Origin of the sequence: Prauserella endophytica, assembly GCF_005146945.1 — a bacterium.
In the GTDB taxonomy this organism is placed as follows: domain Bacteria; phylum Actinomycetota; class Actinomycetes; order Mycobacteriales; family Pseudonocardiaceae; genus Prauserella_A; species Prauserella_A endophytica.
The window spans coordinates 69,252-84,678 of sequence record NZ_SWMS01000002.1 but is presented as its reverse complement, the minus strand read 5'-3'; the positions used below and the strand labels follow the sequence as shown (position 1 = coordinate 84,678).

At 71.9% G+C, this 15,427-nt stretch carries 17 protein-coding genes; 3 read left to right on the top strand and 14 right to left on the bottom strand.

Features of this window, described 5'->3' with window-relative positions; translation table 11 throughout:
- Window positions 1–4 precede the first annotated feature (4 nt).
- Together FCN18_RS04410 and FCN18_RS04405 are read left to right on the top strand one after the other, a co-directional pair.
- Window positions 5–376: a hypothetical protein gene (locus tag FCN18_RS04410; protein ID WP_137093431.1), complete on the top strand. Its 372-nt coding sequence runs from the start codon at window positions 5–7 to the stop codon at window positions 374–376.
- The gene (locus FCN18_RS04405) at window positions 373–693 is read left to right on the top strand and encodes a DnaJ domain-containing protein (protein WP_112273445.1); all 321 of its coding nucleotides are present in this window, start codon (window positions 373–375) and stop codon (window positions 691–693) included. The genes FCN18_RS04410 and FCN18_RS04405 overlap by 4 nt, the downstream gene beginning before the upstream one ends.
- Before the next feature lie 28 nt (window positions 694–721).
- Here the strand turns inward: FCN18_RS04405 and FCN18_RS04400 are convergent, their stop codons facing one another.
- The 12 genes from FCN18_RS04400 to FCN18_RS04345 all read right to left on the bottom strand — a co-directional run bounded on the left by FCN18_RS04400 (window position 722) and on the right by FCN18_RS04345 (window position 11,799).
- Complete coding sequence (locus tag FCN18_RS04400) at window positions 722–1,234, bottom strand: YbaB/EbfC family nucleoid-associated protein (protein WP_137093429.1); 513 nt, start codon at window positions 1,232–1,234, stop codon at window positions 722–724.
- The gene (locus FCN18_RS04395) at window positions 1,231–1,737 is read right to left on the bottom strand and encodes a hypothetical protein (RefSeq protein ID WP_112273449.1); all 507 of its coding nucleotides are present in this window, start codon (window positions 1,735–1,737) and stop codon (window positions 1,231–1,233) included. Before FCN18_RS04395 ends, FCN18_RS04400 begins: the two co-directional genes overlap by 4 nt.
- A 36-nt stretch (window positions 1,738–1,773) precedes the next feature.
- Entirely contained in the window at window positions 1,774–3,354 is a 1,581-nt protein-coding gene (locus FCN18_RS04390) for a putative T7SS-secreted protein (RefSeq protein WP_137093427.1), read from the bottom strand.
- Window positions 3,354–3,755: a hypothetical protein gene (locus tag FCN18_RS04385; protein ID WP_112273454.1), complete on the bottom strand. Its 402-nt coding sequence runs from the start codon at window positions 3,753–3,755 to the stop codon at window positions 3,354–3,356. The genes FCN18_RS04390 and FCN18_RS04385 overlap by 1 nt, the downstream gene beginning before the upstream one ends.
- Before the next feature lie 632 nt (window positions 3,756–4,387).
- Window positions 4,388–5,116 carry an alpha/beta hydrolase gene (locus FCN18_RS04380; protein WP_112274785.1) on the bottom strand — a complete coding sequence of 243 codons (729 nt, stop codon included), beginning with the start codon at window positions 5,114–5,116 and terminating at the stop codon, window positions 4,388–4,390.
- Between the two features lie 37 nt (window positions 5,117–5,153).
- On the bottom strand, window positions 5,154–6,170 hold the full coding sequence (locus FCN18_RS04375; protein ID WP_112273456.1) for an LLM class flavin-dependent oxidoreductase: 1,017 nt from the start codon (window positions 6,168–6,170) through the stop codon (window positions 5,154–5,156).
- On the bottom strand, window positions 6,167–6,487 hold the full coding sequence (locus tag FCN18_RS04370) for a TIGR04076 family protein (RefSeq protein ID WP_112273458.1): 321 nt from the start codon (window positions 6,485–6,487) through the stop codon (window positions 6,167–6,169). Before FCN18_RS04370 ends, FCN18_RS04375 begins: the two co-directional genes overlap by 4 nt.
- Entirely contained in the window at window positions 6,484–7,434 is a 951-nt protein-coding gene (locus FCN18_RS04365) for an oligopeptide/dipeptide ABC transporter ATP-binding protein (protein WP_112273460.1), read from the bottom strand. Before FCN18_RS04365 ends, FCN18_RS04370 begins: the two co-directional genes overlap by 4 nt.
- Window positions 7,431–8,231, bottom strand: coding sequence for an ABC transporter ATP-binding protein (locus FCN18_RS04360; RefSeq protein ID WP_137093425.1), 801 nt, complete (start codon window positions 8,229–8,231; stop codon window positions 7,431–7,433). The genes FCN18_RS04365 and FCN18_RS04360 overlap by 4 nt, the downstream gene beginning before the upstream one ends.
- Before the next feature lies 1 nt (window position 8,232).
- Window positions 8,233–9,093, bottom strand: coding sequence for an ABC transporter permease (locus FCN18_RS04355; protein WP_112273463.1), 861 nt, complete (start codon window positions 9,091–9,093; stop codon window positions 8,233–8,235).
- On the bottom strand, window positions 9,090–10,157 hold the full coding sequence (locus FCN18_RS04350) for an ABC transporter permease (RefSeq protein ID WP_199543136.1): 1,068 nt from the start codon (window positions 10,155–10,157) through the stop codon (window positions 9,090–9,092). The genes FCN18_RS04355 and FCN18_RS04350 overlap by 4 nt, the downstream gene beginning before the upstream one ends.
- A 25-nt stretch (window positions 10,158–10,182) precedes the next feature.
- Complete coding sequence (locus tag FCN18_RS04345; RefSeq protein WP_112273465.1) at window positions 10,183–11,799, bottom strand: ABC transporter substrate-binding protein; 1,617 nt, start codon at window positions 11,797–11,799, stop codon at window positions 10,183–10,185.
- Between the two features lie 170 nt (window positions 11,800–11,969).
- Here FCN18_RS04345 and FCN18_RS04340 point away from each other — a divergent pair, with 170 nt between their 5' ends.
- Window positions 11,970–12,503 (top strand): cupin domain-containing protein, encoded by a 534-nt coding sequence (locus FCN18_RS04340; RefSeq protein ID WP_112273467.1) that lies wholly within the window; start codon window positions 11,970–11,972, stop codon window positions 12,501–12,503.
- Here the strand turns inward: FCN18_RS04340 and FCN18_RS04335 are convergent, their stop codons facing one another.
- Together FCN18_RS04335 and FCN18_RS04330 are read right to left on the bottom strand one after the other, a co-directional pair.
- The gene (locus tag FCN18_RS04335; protein ID WP_113643473.1) at window positions 12,504–13,772 is read right to left on the bottom strand and encodes an amidohydrolase family protein; all 1,269 of its coding nucleotides are present in this window, start codon (window positions 13,770–13,772) and stop codon (window positions 12,504–12,506) included.
- A gap of 50 nt (window positions 13,773–13,822) precedes the next feature.
- Window positions 13,823–15,418, bottom strand: a complete 1,596-nt coding sequence (locus FCN18_RS04330) for an amidohydrolase (RefSeq protein WP_158303040.1) — start codon at window positions 15,416–15,418, stop codon at window positions 13,823–13,825.
- Between the last annotated feature and the right edge of the window lie 9 nt (window positions 15,419–15,427).

Sequence of the window (15,427 nt, the reverse complement as noted above, 5' to 3'; positions counted from 1 at the left end):
AACGATGGGCAGAACCCGAGTGGCCACGATCGCCACCACGTTGGCCGGCACGTCCCGGGCGATCCACCGCGCGATCCGCGCCACCGACCCCGCCAGGGCGGCGAGCCTGACGCAGTTGCGGGACACCGGCTGGGAACTCACCCAGCTCACCGCGGAACTGACCGACCTGGTCGCGCTGCTGGCCGATTACACCGGCCGGCACACGGACCAGCCCGAGCGGGTGCGTCGAGCCGACGGCGGCCCCGCCGGTGAGGACCTCGCCCACGCGAGCCGGCACCTGACCTCGCTGCGCCGATCCCTCGACATCGCCCACACCGAGGCCCGCGACTACTACACCGCGCTCAGCCACCTCAACCCAGCACAGCTACCGCCATGAGCAGCATCCCGTCCGACCCGCACACCGTGCTCGGCCTTGAGCCGGGCGCCGGCACCGCCGAGATCACCACGGCCTACCGGCGGGCCGTGCGCGCCTGCCATCCCGACGGACCCCAGCCCGACCCCGAGCGACTCGCCGCCGTCCTCGCCGCCTACCGTCTGCTGCGCGACCGGAACACCCGACGCCAACGCGAGCACCAGCGCACCGGCCATGGGCAGGAGATCCCCGTCCGCGTCCACCCGCACGTCACACCATCGGGGCCGGCACTGCGCGCCGGGCCGGTCCGCCATCACCGGCGGGGAACCGCGGTGACATGACCCGCTTCGGACTGCTGGTGACGAGGGCTCAACGGCCAAGGACCCGGAAGTCCTCGAAGCCGTCGTCATCCAGCGGCCGCGGACGACGGGCGGCCGCACGGGGGCGTGGCCTGCCGTCTTGAACGACGGCAACGGCCGACGGCGCCCGCGGGTCCGGATCGACCGGCCGCTGGTCGCCGAACATGCGCGCGTTCTCGGCCAGCACCTCGTCCAGTAACTCGGTGTCGCCGAGAACCCGGCGCACCATCTCCGCCTGAGCCCGTGCGGCCGCGGCCCGAGCCTGCGCGATCGTGTGCAGGAGGCCGGCGGACAGTTCCGCGGGCTGCACCGCGCGGACCTGGCCGGAGAAGGTGATCTCCTTGACCGAGCCATCCGGCCCGGCGACCACGGTCACGACACCATCCGGCGAGGTCGCGGTGCCCGTGGCCGCGTCGAGCTCCTCGGTCATCCGCCGGTAGGCCTCCGCACGCGTCCGGTTCTCCGCGGCGGCGGTGTCGATCGCCTCGATCCGCCGCAGCAGCCGCTTGGCCGTTTCGCTCATGGCATCCCTCCCGGTGCTGTCGTGCGCTGTTGCGGCCTGATGGTCTCGATGAACCGCTGGTAGTCGTCGATCACCTGCGGGAACTGCTCCAACCGCGAGGTCAGCACGATCCGCAGAACGGCCCGTCCCCCGGCGCCCGCGAAGGCCATGAAGACTTGGTACTGCACCAGGTGCTGCCGCTGGCCGGACAGATCCACGGCCAGGCGGACCGCCTGGGTGTAGACGGGGTTCCACGCCGTGCCACGCTCGCTGGTGCGGCCGACCTTCACCTCGTGCGCTCCGGATCGCAGCCGTTCGATGGACTCCTCGGCGATCCGGGACAGTGGAACGTCGGCGTCCCGCAGTTCACCGGCGATCGTGATGTTCGGTGTGAACCCGCCGCCCCCGGCCCCAGGGTGCAACGCGACGAACGCGACCTCCGGAGTGCCGATCTCGTCCGGGTCGACCGATCTCCAGCCCTCCGGCAGGGAGAACTCGATCGGAACGGGAAGCATCGTGGTCATCTGTTCACCTCTCTCGTCGCTCGCCGGCGGACGGGGTCAGAAGCCGAGGACGGCACCGACGGCGCCACGCATGTCGCTCGGGGCACCACCGACCGTCTCGCGGACATCGGAGGCGACGCCACCGACCGCACCGGCCGCCTCATTGACCGCCTCGGCAACCCCGCCCGGATCGATGGTCACGTCGAAGCCGACCCTGCCACCCACCCCGAACGCGGCGCCGGCCGAGGCACCAACGTGGAACTGGCCATCGTCGCCCATGCCGAACTGCGCGCTGCCCTCGACGCCGACACCTGCCCATGCCTCGCCGTTCACACCGGCACCGACGCCCGCCACCTCTGCGCCGACCTCGCCGCTGGCCCGGGCACCGGCGAACGCCTCACCGCTGACTTCGGCGCCGCTTAGGCCGACGCTGCCCCGCGCGGACGCCTCAGCGCCGGCCATCGCCTCGCCGCTCGCTGACACTCCGGCGTGAGGGCCCAGGTTCAGCTCGCCAGCCGCTTCGGCACGTGCCCCGACGAACGCCTCCGCATTGCCCTGCGCGCCAAAGGCGTCCACGTTGCCCTCGGCGCCGGCGGAAGCGCCGACCATGCCGGCGGCGGAACCGGCCGCGTCGACCCCGTGGCCGAGGTCGACCTCACCCTCGACGCTACCCCTCGCCAAGTACGCCTCGGCGTTGGCGCCCGCGGTGACCCCGTTCTCGGTGACCTCGTTGTAGGCACCGGCATTGGCGCCGAGTAGCGAACCCTCCGCGCTGCCCCGGCCGGAGATCCCCCCGGCCGCAAAGGATCGCTCGGCCTCGCCACCGACCCACTCCGTGGCGGCTCCGGTTTCGGATCTGCGCACATTCAGGCCCAGCGCGTCCGCGAACGGCACCTCGATGCCGAACTCGGCGAGCGTCCGGCGGATACTGTCGTGCATCAGGCCGTCGGCCTGGCTGCCCCACTCACGCCGGTAGCTGCGGCCGTGATCGTTCTCCTGCCAGCCACCGGGGTCCTGTTCGACCCACTGGCCCGTTGCCGGGTCCCAGTGGCGCTCCATCTCCCGCCGCCCCGCGCCCCACTCGTTCTGGCCGAACGTCCGGGTGTAGCCGCCTTCGCCGTCCGGTTCGAACCCGAGCGCACTGGCCACCTCACCGCCGGCCTGCTCAACCTGCTGTCGTGCGGCGTTCAGGATGGCCTGTGCCTCCTGTGCGGCGGCCACACCGGGATCCTGGAAAGGTCCGAGGGTCTGCCCACCTGCCTTGGCGGACTGCGCCAGTGCGTCGTACCGTGCGGCGGCGGCGCGGCTCGCGGCCTGCGCCTGGTGGTACAACTCGATCGCCCGCTGAGCCTCACCCTGGCCCCAGGTCAGCACGTCGGCGAAGTCGCACAGTGCCTGTCCGCCCCGGCCGGCGGCCTCGACCACGTGCGCCCACTTCGGCGGCTCGTCGCCGAAAGCGGACCGGAACGCCTCACTCGCCTCACCGACCCACTGCACCGGATCGATCCGGCCGAGCCTGGCGCTGATCTCGTCGGCCGTGGTGATCGTGCCGACCAGTTCCCGCAGATCACTGGAGATCGTCGCCGGATCGCCCGGTATCAGGTCACTGGGATCGTCCGTCTGCCCCAGCTCAGCCACTAGCGCACCGGCCCTTCGCCGACACCGGCCACGGCGGACGTGCCTGCGTCGTCACCGTTCAGGACATCGCTGATGCCGCCGCCCACCGCGCGGAGGGCGCCGCCGTCGTTCTCCAGCACGTCCCCGAACGTGCCCAGCGTGCCGCCGGCCTCGGTTTCGGAGTCGAGGTACCTGCCAGCGGCCTCACCGAGCCGCACGCCGAAGTCCTCCGCCTTGTCCCGCAGCGCCTCGACCTGGCGCCTCAGGTGGTCGACGTACTGTTCCCAGCCGGCCTGCACCCCCGGATGGCCGTAGTCGCCACTCGGTCCTCGCCAGACCATGCCGGCCACGCCGGCGACGGCGTCGCCGATCATGCCCGCCGTCTCCCGCAGCTCATCGGGAACCGCACCGAAACCCGCCACCTGCCCAAGCCCCCTGTCAAATCACCGCAACGGACGATCGCGCTTGCCCTGCCGGGTCACCGTCGCCGCTGTGCCTGCCGGGCACCACCGCCCGAGACACCGGGCCGTTGAAGCTGTCCCCGAGTACGACGGCGCTCACGCCGGTAACCGATTCGAGCCTGTCAGGAGACGTTCGCGGTGGACCACACCTGTTGGGACCGGCGAGATACCCTCAGGGTATGGCCGTGGATCTCCGGATCAAGCGAGCTGGCGGGGCAACCCGGTGCACGTGGTCCATACCGGTACCGGCTCCGGGCCACCCTTGCGGCGATACCGGGTTCCGCGAGAGCCGGGGCGCGGTACTGGCTGGCGTCTCCCGGCTGTCCAGCGGCGGATCGACGTGACAGCGGAGACCGACGCGCTGGACACGAACGCACCGCGAGCGGCCCGCTCCCGGTGCGCGGATTCGCGGTACGGACGCGGATGACGAGCAGGGCCCTGGCGCCTCGCGCCCTCCGTGCTACCCCGGCGAGCCGGGTGAGCAGCCCGTCGCTACCGGAAGCCGGACCGACACCGGTGATTCTCCGGTTGACCGGGCGGCCGGGCGACGCCACCGACCGTCCACACCGGACTCGCGGGGAACGTCCGTCAACTCACGACGAGAGCGCCGCCAGCCCCGCCAGCTCCGTCGTCACGGCCGGCCATGCCGCACTGAGGGGGTCGATGACCTCGAAGTGCGCGGCATCCGGCACCACGACGAGCTTCGCGACCGGATGGGTATCCACATAGGATTCACTGACCGCCACCGGCAACCCGTCCTCGGCTCCGTGCACGAGCACGACCGGTCGCTCCGGCGCTGCCATCCGCACCGGGTCGAGGTCGGCACGCTCGTCCGGCGGCCCGCCCAGGAACGCGGCCACCGCGCCGTCCCCGAGCCCGAGCCGATGCGCGAGCATCAGGTCGGCGACGGGGGCGAGCGCCAGCGTGCCGAGCAGGCCGGGAGGCGGGCAGACCGACGATGCCCAGAGGGCGAGATGCCCGCCCGCGGAGTGCCCGGCGAGCACCACCTCGCGCGCGCCGAGCTGCCCCGGCAGCTCGGCCAGCGCGGCCCGGACGTCGGCGACCAGGTCGTCCGGCTTGCCCGGCACCCGGCGGTACTCGATGGACACCACCGGCCAGCCGTCCTCGCGCAGGGCCGTCGCGAGCGGGCGCGTGTGCGTGCGGTCGTACTCCGGAGTCCAGTACCCGCCGTGGATGAACACCAGCAGCGGGTGCCGTGCGGCACCGGGCAGCCAGGCGTCGGCGACGTGTTCGGGCGCGTCGCCGTAGCGCAACGTGCGGTCGGGCTCCGGAGCGGAGCGCGTGAGCACGGAACGGTCCATCACGGCCTCCCACACTGCGTCGTCGTGACCATCGTCGTCATCCCCGCCCCGCCGACCGGTCGAGCGCGGGCAGCACCCTGTTCCCGATCAGCTCGATCCCGCGCTGGGTGTCGAGCCCCTGCGGGGTGCCGAACTCGACGCGGGCGGCGCCCGCGTCGATGAGCCGCTGTGCCTGCGCGGCGACCTGGTCGGGCGTGCCGGAGAAGGCGAACAGATCCAGCAGCTCGTCGGGGATCAGGGATCCGGCGCCGTCGTGATCGCCGGCAGCGACGCGCGCCTTGATCTCGGCGAGCAGTTCGTGCGGTACGTCGACCGTGGGATCGAGGTCACCGACGACACCGAGGTACATGGCGACCTCCCGGCGCGCGCGGCGTCGCGCCGCCGCGCCGTCGAGGTCAACGACCGTGACCGCGCCGACGACAATGCGCACCTCGCCCGGTTCTCGTCCCGCCGCCCGCTCTCCCGGTCGGAGCCGCGCCCGCATCACCGGCAGCATCGCGGGGTTCGCGGTGCCGCCGATCTTGATCTCGTGGGCGAGCGAGCCCGCCATCGCGACGGCACGCGGGCCCCACGCGCCGATCAACAACGGCGGGTCGGCCCGCTGGGTCTCGTACCGCAGGGCGACGCCGGGGGTCAGCTCGAAGACCTCCCCCCGGAATCCGGCACCGTCGCCGGCGAGCAGCCGGTAGATGAACTCCACCGCCTCGCGCAGGTGGGCGAGCGGCCGCGGCTGGGTGAGCCCGATGTCACCCAGCCAGGTTCCCCGCGCCAGGCCGAGATACGCGCGCCCGTCGGACGCGGCGTCGAGCGCCGCGAGCTGGCCGGCGATCTCGTACGGGTGCATCGAGTACGGGTTCCAGCAGGCGGCGCCGAGACGCACCCGGTCGGTGACCCTCGCCATCTCCAGCAGCGCGGGCAGCGGCGGCTGGAACAGCAGATCCGCGAACACGCTGAGCACGTCGATGCCGTGGGCCTCGGCGGCCGTCGCGAGCCGCGCGTACTCAGCGAACGAGAGGTTGCTCTGCAGGCCGAGCCCGATCTCCACGTCCCTCATGTCAGGTCGCCGGAGTTCAGGGCGCACCGCCGTGTCCGGTCGACGCGCATGACGAGCCGCTCCTCGGGGTCCGGGCAGGCGACGTGACAGTCCCGTTCAAGCCAGTCGCCCTCGGGCAGATCGCGCTGTTTCGCGGGCAGCAACGGCAGCGCGGCCTGCAGAGCGTAGACGCAGAAGTGCTTGCCCTCGGGGATGCGCAGCTCCGCGCTGTTGGTCAGCTCGAAGTAGTCGCCGACCTCCATCCCGCACACCGAGCGCCCCTCGATGCGTTCGACGGTCACCCGCAGGTCCCACAAGCTCATGTCCGGTTGTGTCATGCTGCCCTTCCCGTGTCGTCGGCCTCCAGCCAGCAGGCGACCGTGTGGTCCTCGCCCGCGAGTTCCGGTTCCTCGGCGCAGGCGGCGAACGCCTGCGGGCACCGGGCCCGGAACCGGCACCCGGTGCGCACGGCGGCGGGGTCGCCGACCTCACCCGCGAGCGCGCGCGGCAGCCCGGCGTCCGGGTCCGCGCTGGGGATCGCGTCGATCAGCGCCCGCGTGTACGGATGCTTCGGCTCCCGCCACAGCCGCTCGGTCGGCCCGGTCTCGACGATCCTGCCGAGGTACATCACGGCGGTCACGTCGGCGAGCCTGCGCACCAGCGCGAGGTCGTGCGAGATGAACAGCATCCCGACGTCCAGCCCGCGCACCAGCTGGGAGAGCACGTCCACCACCTGTGCCTGCGACGACACGTCGAGCGCGGTCACCGGCTCGTCCGCGATGAGCACGTGCGGGCGGGCCGCCAGCGCGCGGGCGATCGCGATGCGCTGCAGCTGCCCTCCCGAGAACTGGTGCGGGAACCGGGTCGCGGCCGACTCGTCGAGCCCGACGCGGGTGAGCTGGTCGAGCGCGTACCGCTCCCGCTCCGGCCCGCGCCCGACGTCTGGTGGCACGCCGTCCAGCAGCTGGCTCAGCACCGTGCGCCGCGGGTTGAGCGACGAGTACGGGTTCTGGAACACCATCTGCAGACCGATCTCGGCACGCCTTCGCCTGCGCCTGCCCAGTGGCGTGACGTGCTCGCCGCGCAGCCGCACGTCGCCGCCCGTTGGCGCGGACAGTCCCGCCGCGACCCTCGCGAGCGAGGACTTGCCGCACCCCGACTCGCCCACCAGACCGACGATCTCGCCGGACCGGACGTCCAGCGACACACCGTCGACGGCGCGGACCCGCCCGCGGCCCGGCGCACGGTGCTCGACGGCGATGTCGGTCAGCTCCAGCAGGGTCATCGCGGCACCTCCGCCGTCTCGGCGCGCTCCGCGAGCAGCGCGCGGGTGTAGGGGTGGCCGGGCGAGCGCAGCAGCTGCGCGGTCGGCGCCGACTCGACGACCCGGCCGTTCTGGAACACGCACGTGTGTGTCGCGAGCGAGGCCAGCACGCCGAGGTCGTGGGTGATGAACAGGACGCTCAGCTCGAACTCGGAGCGCAGGGAGTCCAGCAGCGCGAGGATCCCCGCCTGCACCGTGACGTCGAGCGCGGTCGTCGGCTCGTCCGCGATCAGCAGCCTCGGCCGGGCGGCGAGCGCGGAGGCGATGGCGATGCGCTGCAACTGCCCGCCGGAGAACTGGTGCGGGTACGACCGCAGCGCGCGCTCGGGGTCTGGCAGGCGCACCTGCTCCAGCAGCTCGACGGCCTGCGCCTTCGCCTGCGTGCGGGTGAGGCCCAGGTGCACGCGCGTGTGCTCGGTGAGCTGCCTGCCGATGCTGAGCATCGGATGCAGTGCGGCGGTGGGGTCCTGGAACACCATCGCGATGCCGTGCCCGCGCAGCGCGTGCATCGCCTTGCGGTCTCGGTGGTCGAGCTCGGCACCGTCGAACCGCAGCGTGCCGGACACCTCGGCTCCGGCGGGCAGCAGGTCGAGCAAGGTACGGGCGGTCATGCTCTTGCCCGAGCCGCTCTCCCCCGCGATGCCGACGATCTGTCCGCGCCGGACGGTCAGCGAGACGTCGTTGAGCACCGGCACCGGGCCGTCCGGTCCGGGCAGGCTCACCGCGAGGTGTTCGACGGCGAGCAGTTCGTCGCTCATGTCAGCGCCCTCCCACGAGGTTGGAGTCGAACCGGTCGCGGATGGCGTCGCCCAGGATGTTGCACGCCAGCACGACGGTCAGGATCGCCAGGCCGGGGAACACGCTGACCCACCACATGCTGATGTCGTTGGAGCCGAGCGCCACCATCGCTCCCCACTCCGGCGCCGGCGGGCGCGGGCCGAGACCGAGGAACGACAGCCCGGCGAGGAGCAACACCGCGTTGCCAAGCTCGAGCGTGGCGAGCACGATGGCGGGCCCGACACTGTTCGGGATGACGTCGCGGCGGAGCACCGTCACCGGCCCGACGCCGAGCATCCGGGCGGCGGACAGGTAGTTCTCGCCGCGGATGCTCAGCACGGCGCCGCGGATGACCCGCGCGTACACCGGCCACGACACGATCACCAGCGCCAGCACGGCGTTGGTCGCGCTCGGTCCGAACGCGGCTGTGACCGCCATCGCGAGGATGATCTGCGGGAACGCGAACACCAGGTCGGTGACGCGCATGATGATCTCGTCGGCGACCCGGCCGAGGTAACCGGCGATGAGGCCGAGCAGGCCGCCCACCAGCAGCGCTCCGGCGACGATCGCGAGCGCGAGCGGGATGGACAACCGGGCGCCGTGCAGCACGCGGCTGAGCACGTCACGGCCAAGCTCGTCGGTGCCGAACGGGTGTGCCGCCGACGGCGGTGCGTAGATGTCGGCGCTCTGCGCGAGCGGGTCGTAGGGGCTGAGCCAGCCCGCCAGTACGGCCACGGCGAGCCACGTGGCGAGCACGACGAGTGCGGTGACCACGACGGGCTGGCGCCATACGCGGTGCCGCCGGGTTCGGCCCCCGATCCGGGGCAGGACGGTCGCTGTCATGAGAGGCGGATCCTCGGGTCGGCGAGGCCGTAGAGCAGATCCACGGCGAGGTTGATCAGGATGTAGGTCGCGGCGACGAACAGGGTCACGCCGAGGATCGCGGGCCGGTCGAGCGCGCTGGCGCTGGTGTAGGCGTAGTTGCCGAGGCCAGGCCAGGCGAAGACGCTCTCGATCAGCACCGTGCCGGCGAGCATCGAGGCGAACGTCAGCCCGGCCATCGTCATGATCTGCACGAGGCCGGCGCGCAGCAGGTGCCGGAACAGCACGGTGCGCGACGGCAGGCCCTTGGCGTGTGCGGCCGTGATGTAGTCCTTGCGGAGCACCTCCAGCAGTGCCGAGCGGACGAACCGGACGAGCGTCGCCGTGGTGACGAGGGTCAGCACGAGCACCGGCAGTGCCGCGTGCTGCACGGCGTCCCAGGCCAGCATCAGGTCACCGGCGAGCAGGGCGTCCACGGGATAGAGCCCGGTGACCGAGGGCGGCGGGGAGAACTCGGGACTGAGCCGACCGCCGCCCGGCGACAGGCCGAGCACGAAGAAGAACAGGTACAGCGCCAGCAGGGACAGCCAGAACGGCGGCGTCGACAGCCCCAGCAGCGAGCCGACCCGCACCGCCTGGTCGGCCGCCTTGCCGTGGCGCAGCGCGGCGAACATGCCGATGCCGATGCCGAGCAGGACCGACAGCACGATCGCGGGCAGTGCGATCTCGAGTGTCGCGGGGATGTGGTCGAGGAGGTCTTCGAGCACGGGCCTGCCGGTGTGCTGCGAGGTGCCGAGATCACCCTGCACGAGGTTCCCGAGGTAGGTCAGGTACTGCACGGGCAGCGGCTCGTCGAGGCCCCACCGCTCCTCGAACGCCGCCACCGCCGCCGGGTCGCCGAGCGCCTCGTCGGACAGGTTGGCTGCCACGGGGTCGCCGGGCACGGCCTGCACCAGCAGGAAACCGATCAGCGTCGAACCGAACAGCAGGCCCACGGCGATCGCGAGCCGTCGCGCGAGGTAGCGCACGATCGGTGGGACACGCGGGCGCCGCGCGGGCGGCGCGTTCGTCTCCAGTGTGGTCACGGGTTCTCCTCCCGGGTCGGCGCGCTCATGCGGCGGGCCGGACGGCGGCCAGGTCGACGATCCAGCCTGCCGGCGTGTACTCGGCTCCGGTGACCTCGGGCGTGCTCACGACCGTGCCCGAGTTGTTGCCGAGCAACACGTACGGCGCGTCGCGGTACATCGCGTGTTGCCAGCGCACGACGGCGGCGTTGCGTTGCTCTTCGGTGGTGGCTGCGAGGAAGTCCTCCGTCGCGGACAGCACGTCGGGGGACGCGTTGTCCTCGGTCCAGTTCATGCGCTCGGCGTTGACGCCGCCCGGCGACATCACGCGGACCATCGAGTCGGCCCTCGGGTAGGTCAGCGCCTGCGGGGTCATGCCCATCTGGGCCTTGCCGCCGCGGTACTGCTCCAGGAACGAGTTCAGCGGCAGCGGCCTGAGGTCGATGGTGATGCCCGCCTTGGCCGCGTCGCCCTGGACCTTGGTGGCGATCGTGCCGAGGTCGACGCCGCGGTAGGTGATGGCCGGGTAGATGAACTCGATGGCCGGGTTGGTGATGCCCGCATCGCGCAGCAGCTTCCTGGCCAGGGGCAGGTCCTGCCGGAGCGTTTCCTCCTTCGGCAGCGTGCCGGGGTACGCGGGCGCGATGAGCCCGCGCGCGGGCCCGCTGCGGCTGCCGAACAGCTCGGCGAGTCCCTGGTAGTCCAGCGCCGCGCGGACCGCTCTGACGAACTCCGGTCGCGAACCCACCGGCGAGACCGCGGGATCGGTGTTCACGAACGAGAAGTACGCCGTGTCGGGCTGCTGCGAGACCTTCAGCGAGGGCGGCAGCCCCTCGAGCAGCGTGCCGGCGATGTCGAGCGCGATCTCCGGGCTCGACGATCGGGTCAGCGTCAGCTTCTGGTTCTGTGCCTCCATGTTGCGGATGACCACCCGGGAGTAGCCGGGCTTGTCACCCCAGTAGTTCTCGTTGGCTGTGAGCACCAGCTGCTCACCGGGCTGGTTCCGCTCGAGCACGTAGGGTCCGCTGCCTGCGGTCTCACGGTCCAGATAGGACTGTGCGCGGTCCTTGCTCGCGGCGCTGGCGTCGGAACGTCCACCGTGCTCGGCGACCACGTCCGCGTTCACGATGGAGGCGGCGGGCATCGCCATGAGCACGGGCACGTTCGGGTTCGGTGTCGGCGAGGTGACCACCACCGTACGGTCGTCGGGAGCGCTGATCTCCAGTCCGGCGAAGTACGCGGACGCGCTGCCCTTGAGGTTCACGAGGCGGTTCAGGGAGAACTCGACGTCCTCCGAGGTGACGGGCGTGCCGTCGGAGAACGTTGCGTTCTCGCGCAGGGTGAAGGTGAATCGGGTGGCGTCCCGCGAAGCCTCGTACGACTCCGCGAGGCCCGGCTTCGGCTCGGTCACGTCGCCGCCCTCGAAAGTGAGCAGGGACTCGTAGAGGGCGTGCACGGCGAGGTAGCCGGTCTGCTCGTACACCAGCCCGGGGTCGAGTGTCTTGTACACAAAGGACGTGTCGACGACGAGCGTGTTGTCTCTCGCCGCCGAACCGGCCCGGCCTGCCGTGCACGCGCTCAGCACGCAGGTGACGACGGCGGCAAGGGACACGGCGGCGAGCAGGAGACGGCGCCGGGCGGGGACTCGGAACCGACGGGGCATGTTTCCTCCGGAAGAGTTCGCCGAGCGGAGATACCGGAGTCAAACCCGCCACGGAAGTATAGTCAAGATGTACTGTTGTTTATCTTCAGTAAACTAGCGTCGAAAGCTCCGCGGTTCCCTCCGAATAGGGCACTATCGGACAATCGCACCAGCGAAAGGACGGCGAACACGTGCTCGGCAACCGGATCCGGGATCTGCGCAAGGAGCGCGGGCTGACGCTGCGGCAACTGGCGGCGCGCATCGAGGTCACTCCCGGCCTGCTGAGCCAGATCGAGAACGGCGCCACCGACCCGAGCCTGACCACGATCCGCAAGCTCGCCGGCGCCTTCGGTACGTCGCTGGCGGAGATGTTCTCCGACGACGCGCCCGCCGTGCACGTCACGCGGCCCGGCCACCGGCCACAGCTGCGCCGGTCCAACGGCCACCTCCTCTACGACCGGCTCACCCCGGGGCGCGGTGACCTGGAGGTGCTACTCGGCCAGCTCGCCCCCGGTGAGGCGACCTGCGACGAGCCGTGGGGCCACGCGTCGACGGAGTGCGCGCTCGTGCTGGAGGGCACGATCACGGTCGAGGTCGGCGGCGGCACGTACACGCTGGACAAAGGCGAGAGCGTCACGTTCGACTCCCGGCTGCCCCACCGCTACGTCAATACGGGAAACCGGCCCGCCGAGTTCGTCGTGTCCGTGACGCCGCCGAATCCGTGACTACCCGAGTGCGGCGGGCTCCCTTCGCGCCGCCACCGCACGGGCCCGGTCGTCCCGGACCACCTCGCCTCCCTTGAGGACCATCGAGATCGACCGGAACGCCGAGGTGTCCGCGAGCGGGTCCTGTTCCAGGACGAGCAGGTCCGCGTACTTGCCCTCGGTGACCGAGCCCAGCACGTCGTCGGCGTCCAGCCAGCGCGCGGGCGCGATCGTCGCCGCGCGCAGCGCCTCGCGGGCCCCGAGCCCTCCGTAAGCCATGTACTCCAGTTCCCGCACGGCGGCGCTGGTGCCCTCGAACCGCCAGAACGGCGGCATGTCACTGCCGAGCAGCACCTCGACCCCGGCCTCCAGCGCCCACCCGTAACTCTGCAGGTGCCGCTCCCCCGCACCGAGGGAACGCTGCTGCATCCACTCCGGAACGCCGAGCTCGTCGAAGAACTCCTTGCACCGTGTCACCACGAGCGTCGGGACGTAGGCGCAGCCGCGCTCGGCCATGAGGCCGGTCAGTTCCCTGGTCAGCTCGTAGCCGTGCTCGACGCAGTCCAGCCCGAGCTCCACCGCTTCCCGGATCACCGGCCACGGACCCGCGTGGGCCGTCACCTTCCGGCCCCACTCGTGGGCGGTGGCTATGACGGCGGACAGCTCGTCCGTGGTCACCTGCCGGGTGTCGATGGCCTCGTGCCTGCCCGAGATGCCGCCGGAGATCATCACCTTGATCAGGTCGGCGCCGGCCTTGATCTGCGTGCGCACGCCCCGGCGGAACTCCGTGGCGCCGTCACACTCGAACGCGCCCGACGACCCGTGACCGTGCCCGCCGGTACAGGTCAGCGCCCGGCCCGCGGTGAAGATGCGCGGACCCGGGACGAATCCGGAATCGACCGCCGTGCGCAGCGCGAAGTCGGCGTGGTCCTTCTCGCCGACACACCGCACCGTCGTGACTCCACTGTGGAGGGTACGCCGAGCGCCGTCGGCCATGTAGAGCGCGAGGTCATGCGGGCCCATGCGCTTGACGCGTTCCCCGAGCGCGCCGGGCAGGGACAGCGAGAAATGCGTGTGCATGTTGATCAGGCCTGGCGTGACATACGCCCCGGCAAGGTCCAGCTCCACGCAGCCCGCCGATCGGGCTCGGGCGCCGAGATCGGGGTCCGTGCCCACCTCCTTGATCCGGTCGCCCTCGACCCACACGGCGGCGTTCTGGAGGGGAGCCTCGGCGAGCGAGTCGACGACCGTGCAGTCTCGCAACAGGTATCCGGGCGCCGTTTCAGCCATGGGCAGCTCCTTGTCGTGTCGTTCCGTCGGTGTCCCCGCGAGACACCGAGTCAGTCGTGGTCCATCCACACGGGACGCCCGCCGACGGCGACGAGCGCGGGCCGCAGCGACGGCCAGCCCTCCGGCGCGCAGCCGAGCGGGTTCTCCGGCCACACCACGAAGTCGGCGACGGCCCCCGGCGCGAGCACCCCGACGTCCCGCAGCCCGATGTGGTGCCCGGCCTCGCGGGCGTAGAGCGAGAGCGCCTGGTGCGGTGTGAGCGCCTCGTGCTCGCCGAGGCTCGAACCGTCCCACGCCTTGCGGGTGACCGCGATGGCCGCGCCCGTGAGCGGGTCGCACGGGTGGGTGTCGGATCCGCCCGCGAACCGCGCGCCATGGCGCGCCATGGTGCCGAAGGGCACGGCCTGCTCGGCCAGCGGGCCCCACACCGCGCGCATCTCCCGGACGTAGGTGTAGGCGAGCGCGGGCTGCACCGAGATCCCGATGCCGAGCTCGGCGCAGGCGTCGAGATCGCGCTCGGTGATGAGGAAGGCGTGCGCGATCGACACCTGGCCGGGCGTGAACGCCGCGCCCTCGGCACGCAGCTCGCGCACGGCCGCGGTGACGGCGGCGATCGCCCCGCCGCCCATGGCGTGCACGCAGGCCGGCCAGCCCCGTTCGGCACACAGGCGCAGGACGGTGCGCAGTTCGCCCGGCGAGTAACGGGCGTTGCGGTCGCTGCCGGGTTCCTCGGCCGGGCGTAGCCACGCGCCGGTGAACTCACCGTCGAGGACCAGCTTGAGCGCCCACGCACGGAGCCGGTCGTCGCCGTCCCCCGGCAGCGCCGTGCTGTGCAGGACACGGTTCAGCTCGGCGTCGAACTCGCCGCGCCAGTCGAAGCGGTTCATCAGCAGGACGCGCTGGGCGAGCACGTCGCGGTCGGCGGCCGCGCGGTACAGCTGCCAGGCGGCGTCGAATCCCGCGGGGAGGCCCGGATCGACGACGGTCGTCACGCCCATCTCGAGCAGCCGCCGGGAGGCGCGGGCCAGCAGGTCGAGTTGCTGCTCGCGCTCGTGCACGCCGGGCCGGTACAGCGCGTCGTTGACCAGCCGCACGCGTGGCCCGTACAGGTGGCCCGTGTCCGGCTGCCACTCACCGTCGCCCGCGTCCGCGAGCAGTCCGGCAAGTGCCGTCGCGGCAGCGGTGTTCAGGGCACCGTGGTCGGGCCTGCGGTACAGAAACACCGGATGGTCCCCTGCGGCGGCGTCCAGCTCGGCGCGCGTCGGGAGTCGGCCCTCGGCGAGGTTGCTTTCGTGCCAGCCCCCGGCGTCACCGAGGCAGCGGATCCATGCGCCCGGCGCGGCGTCTGCCGCCCGCTCGCGCACGCGCTCGCACACGTCGGCGATGTCGCGGGCGTCGCCGAGCGCGAGCATCGAGAGCTCGTGGGAGACCTTCTCGAGGTGCATGTGGGTGTCGCAGAAGCCCGGCAACACGGCCGCCCCGCCGAGCCGGGTGCGGCGGGTGCCGGGTCCGGCGAGTGGTGCCAGCTCGTCGTCGGAGCCCAGTGCCACGACCCGCCCTGCGGTGACGGCCAGCGCCGATGAGGCAGGGGTCGCCGGATCGAAGGAGACGATCTCCCCGCCGGTGAGCAGCCAGTCGACGGACACGCGATCACC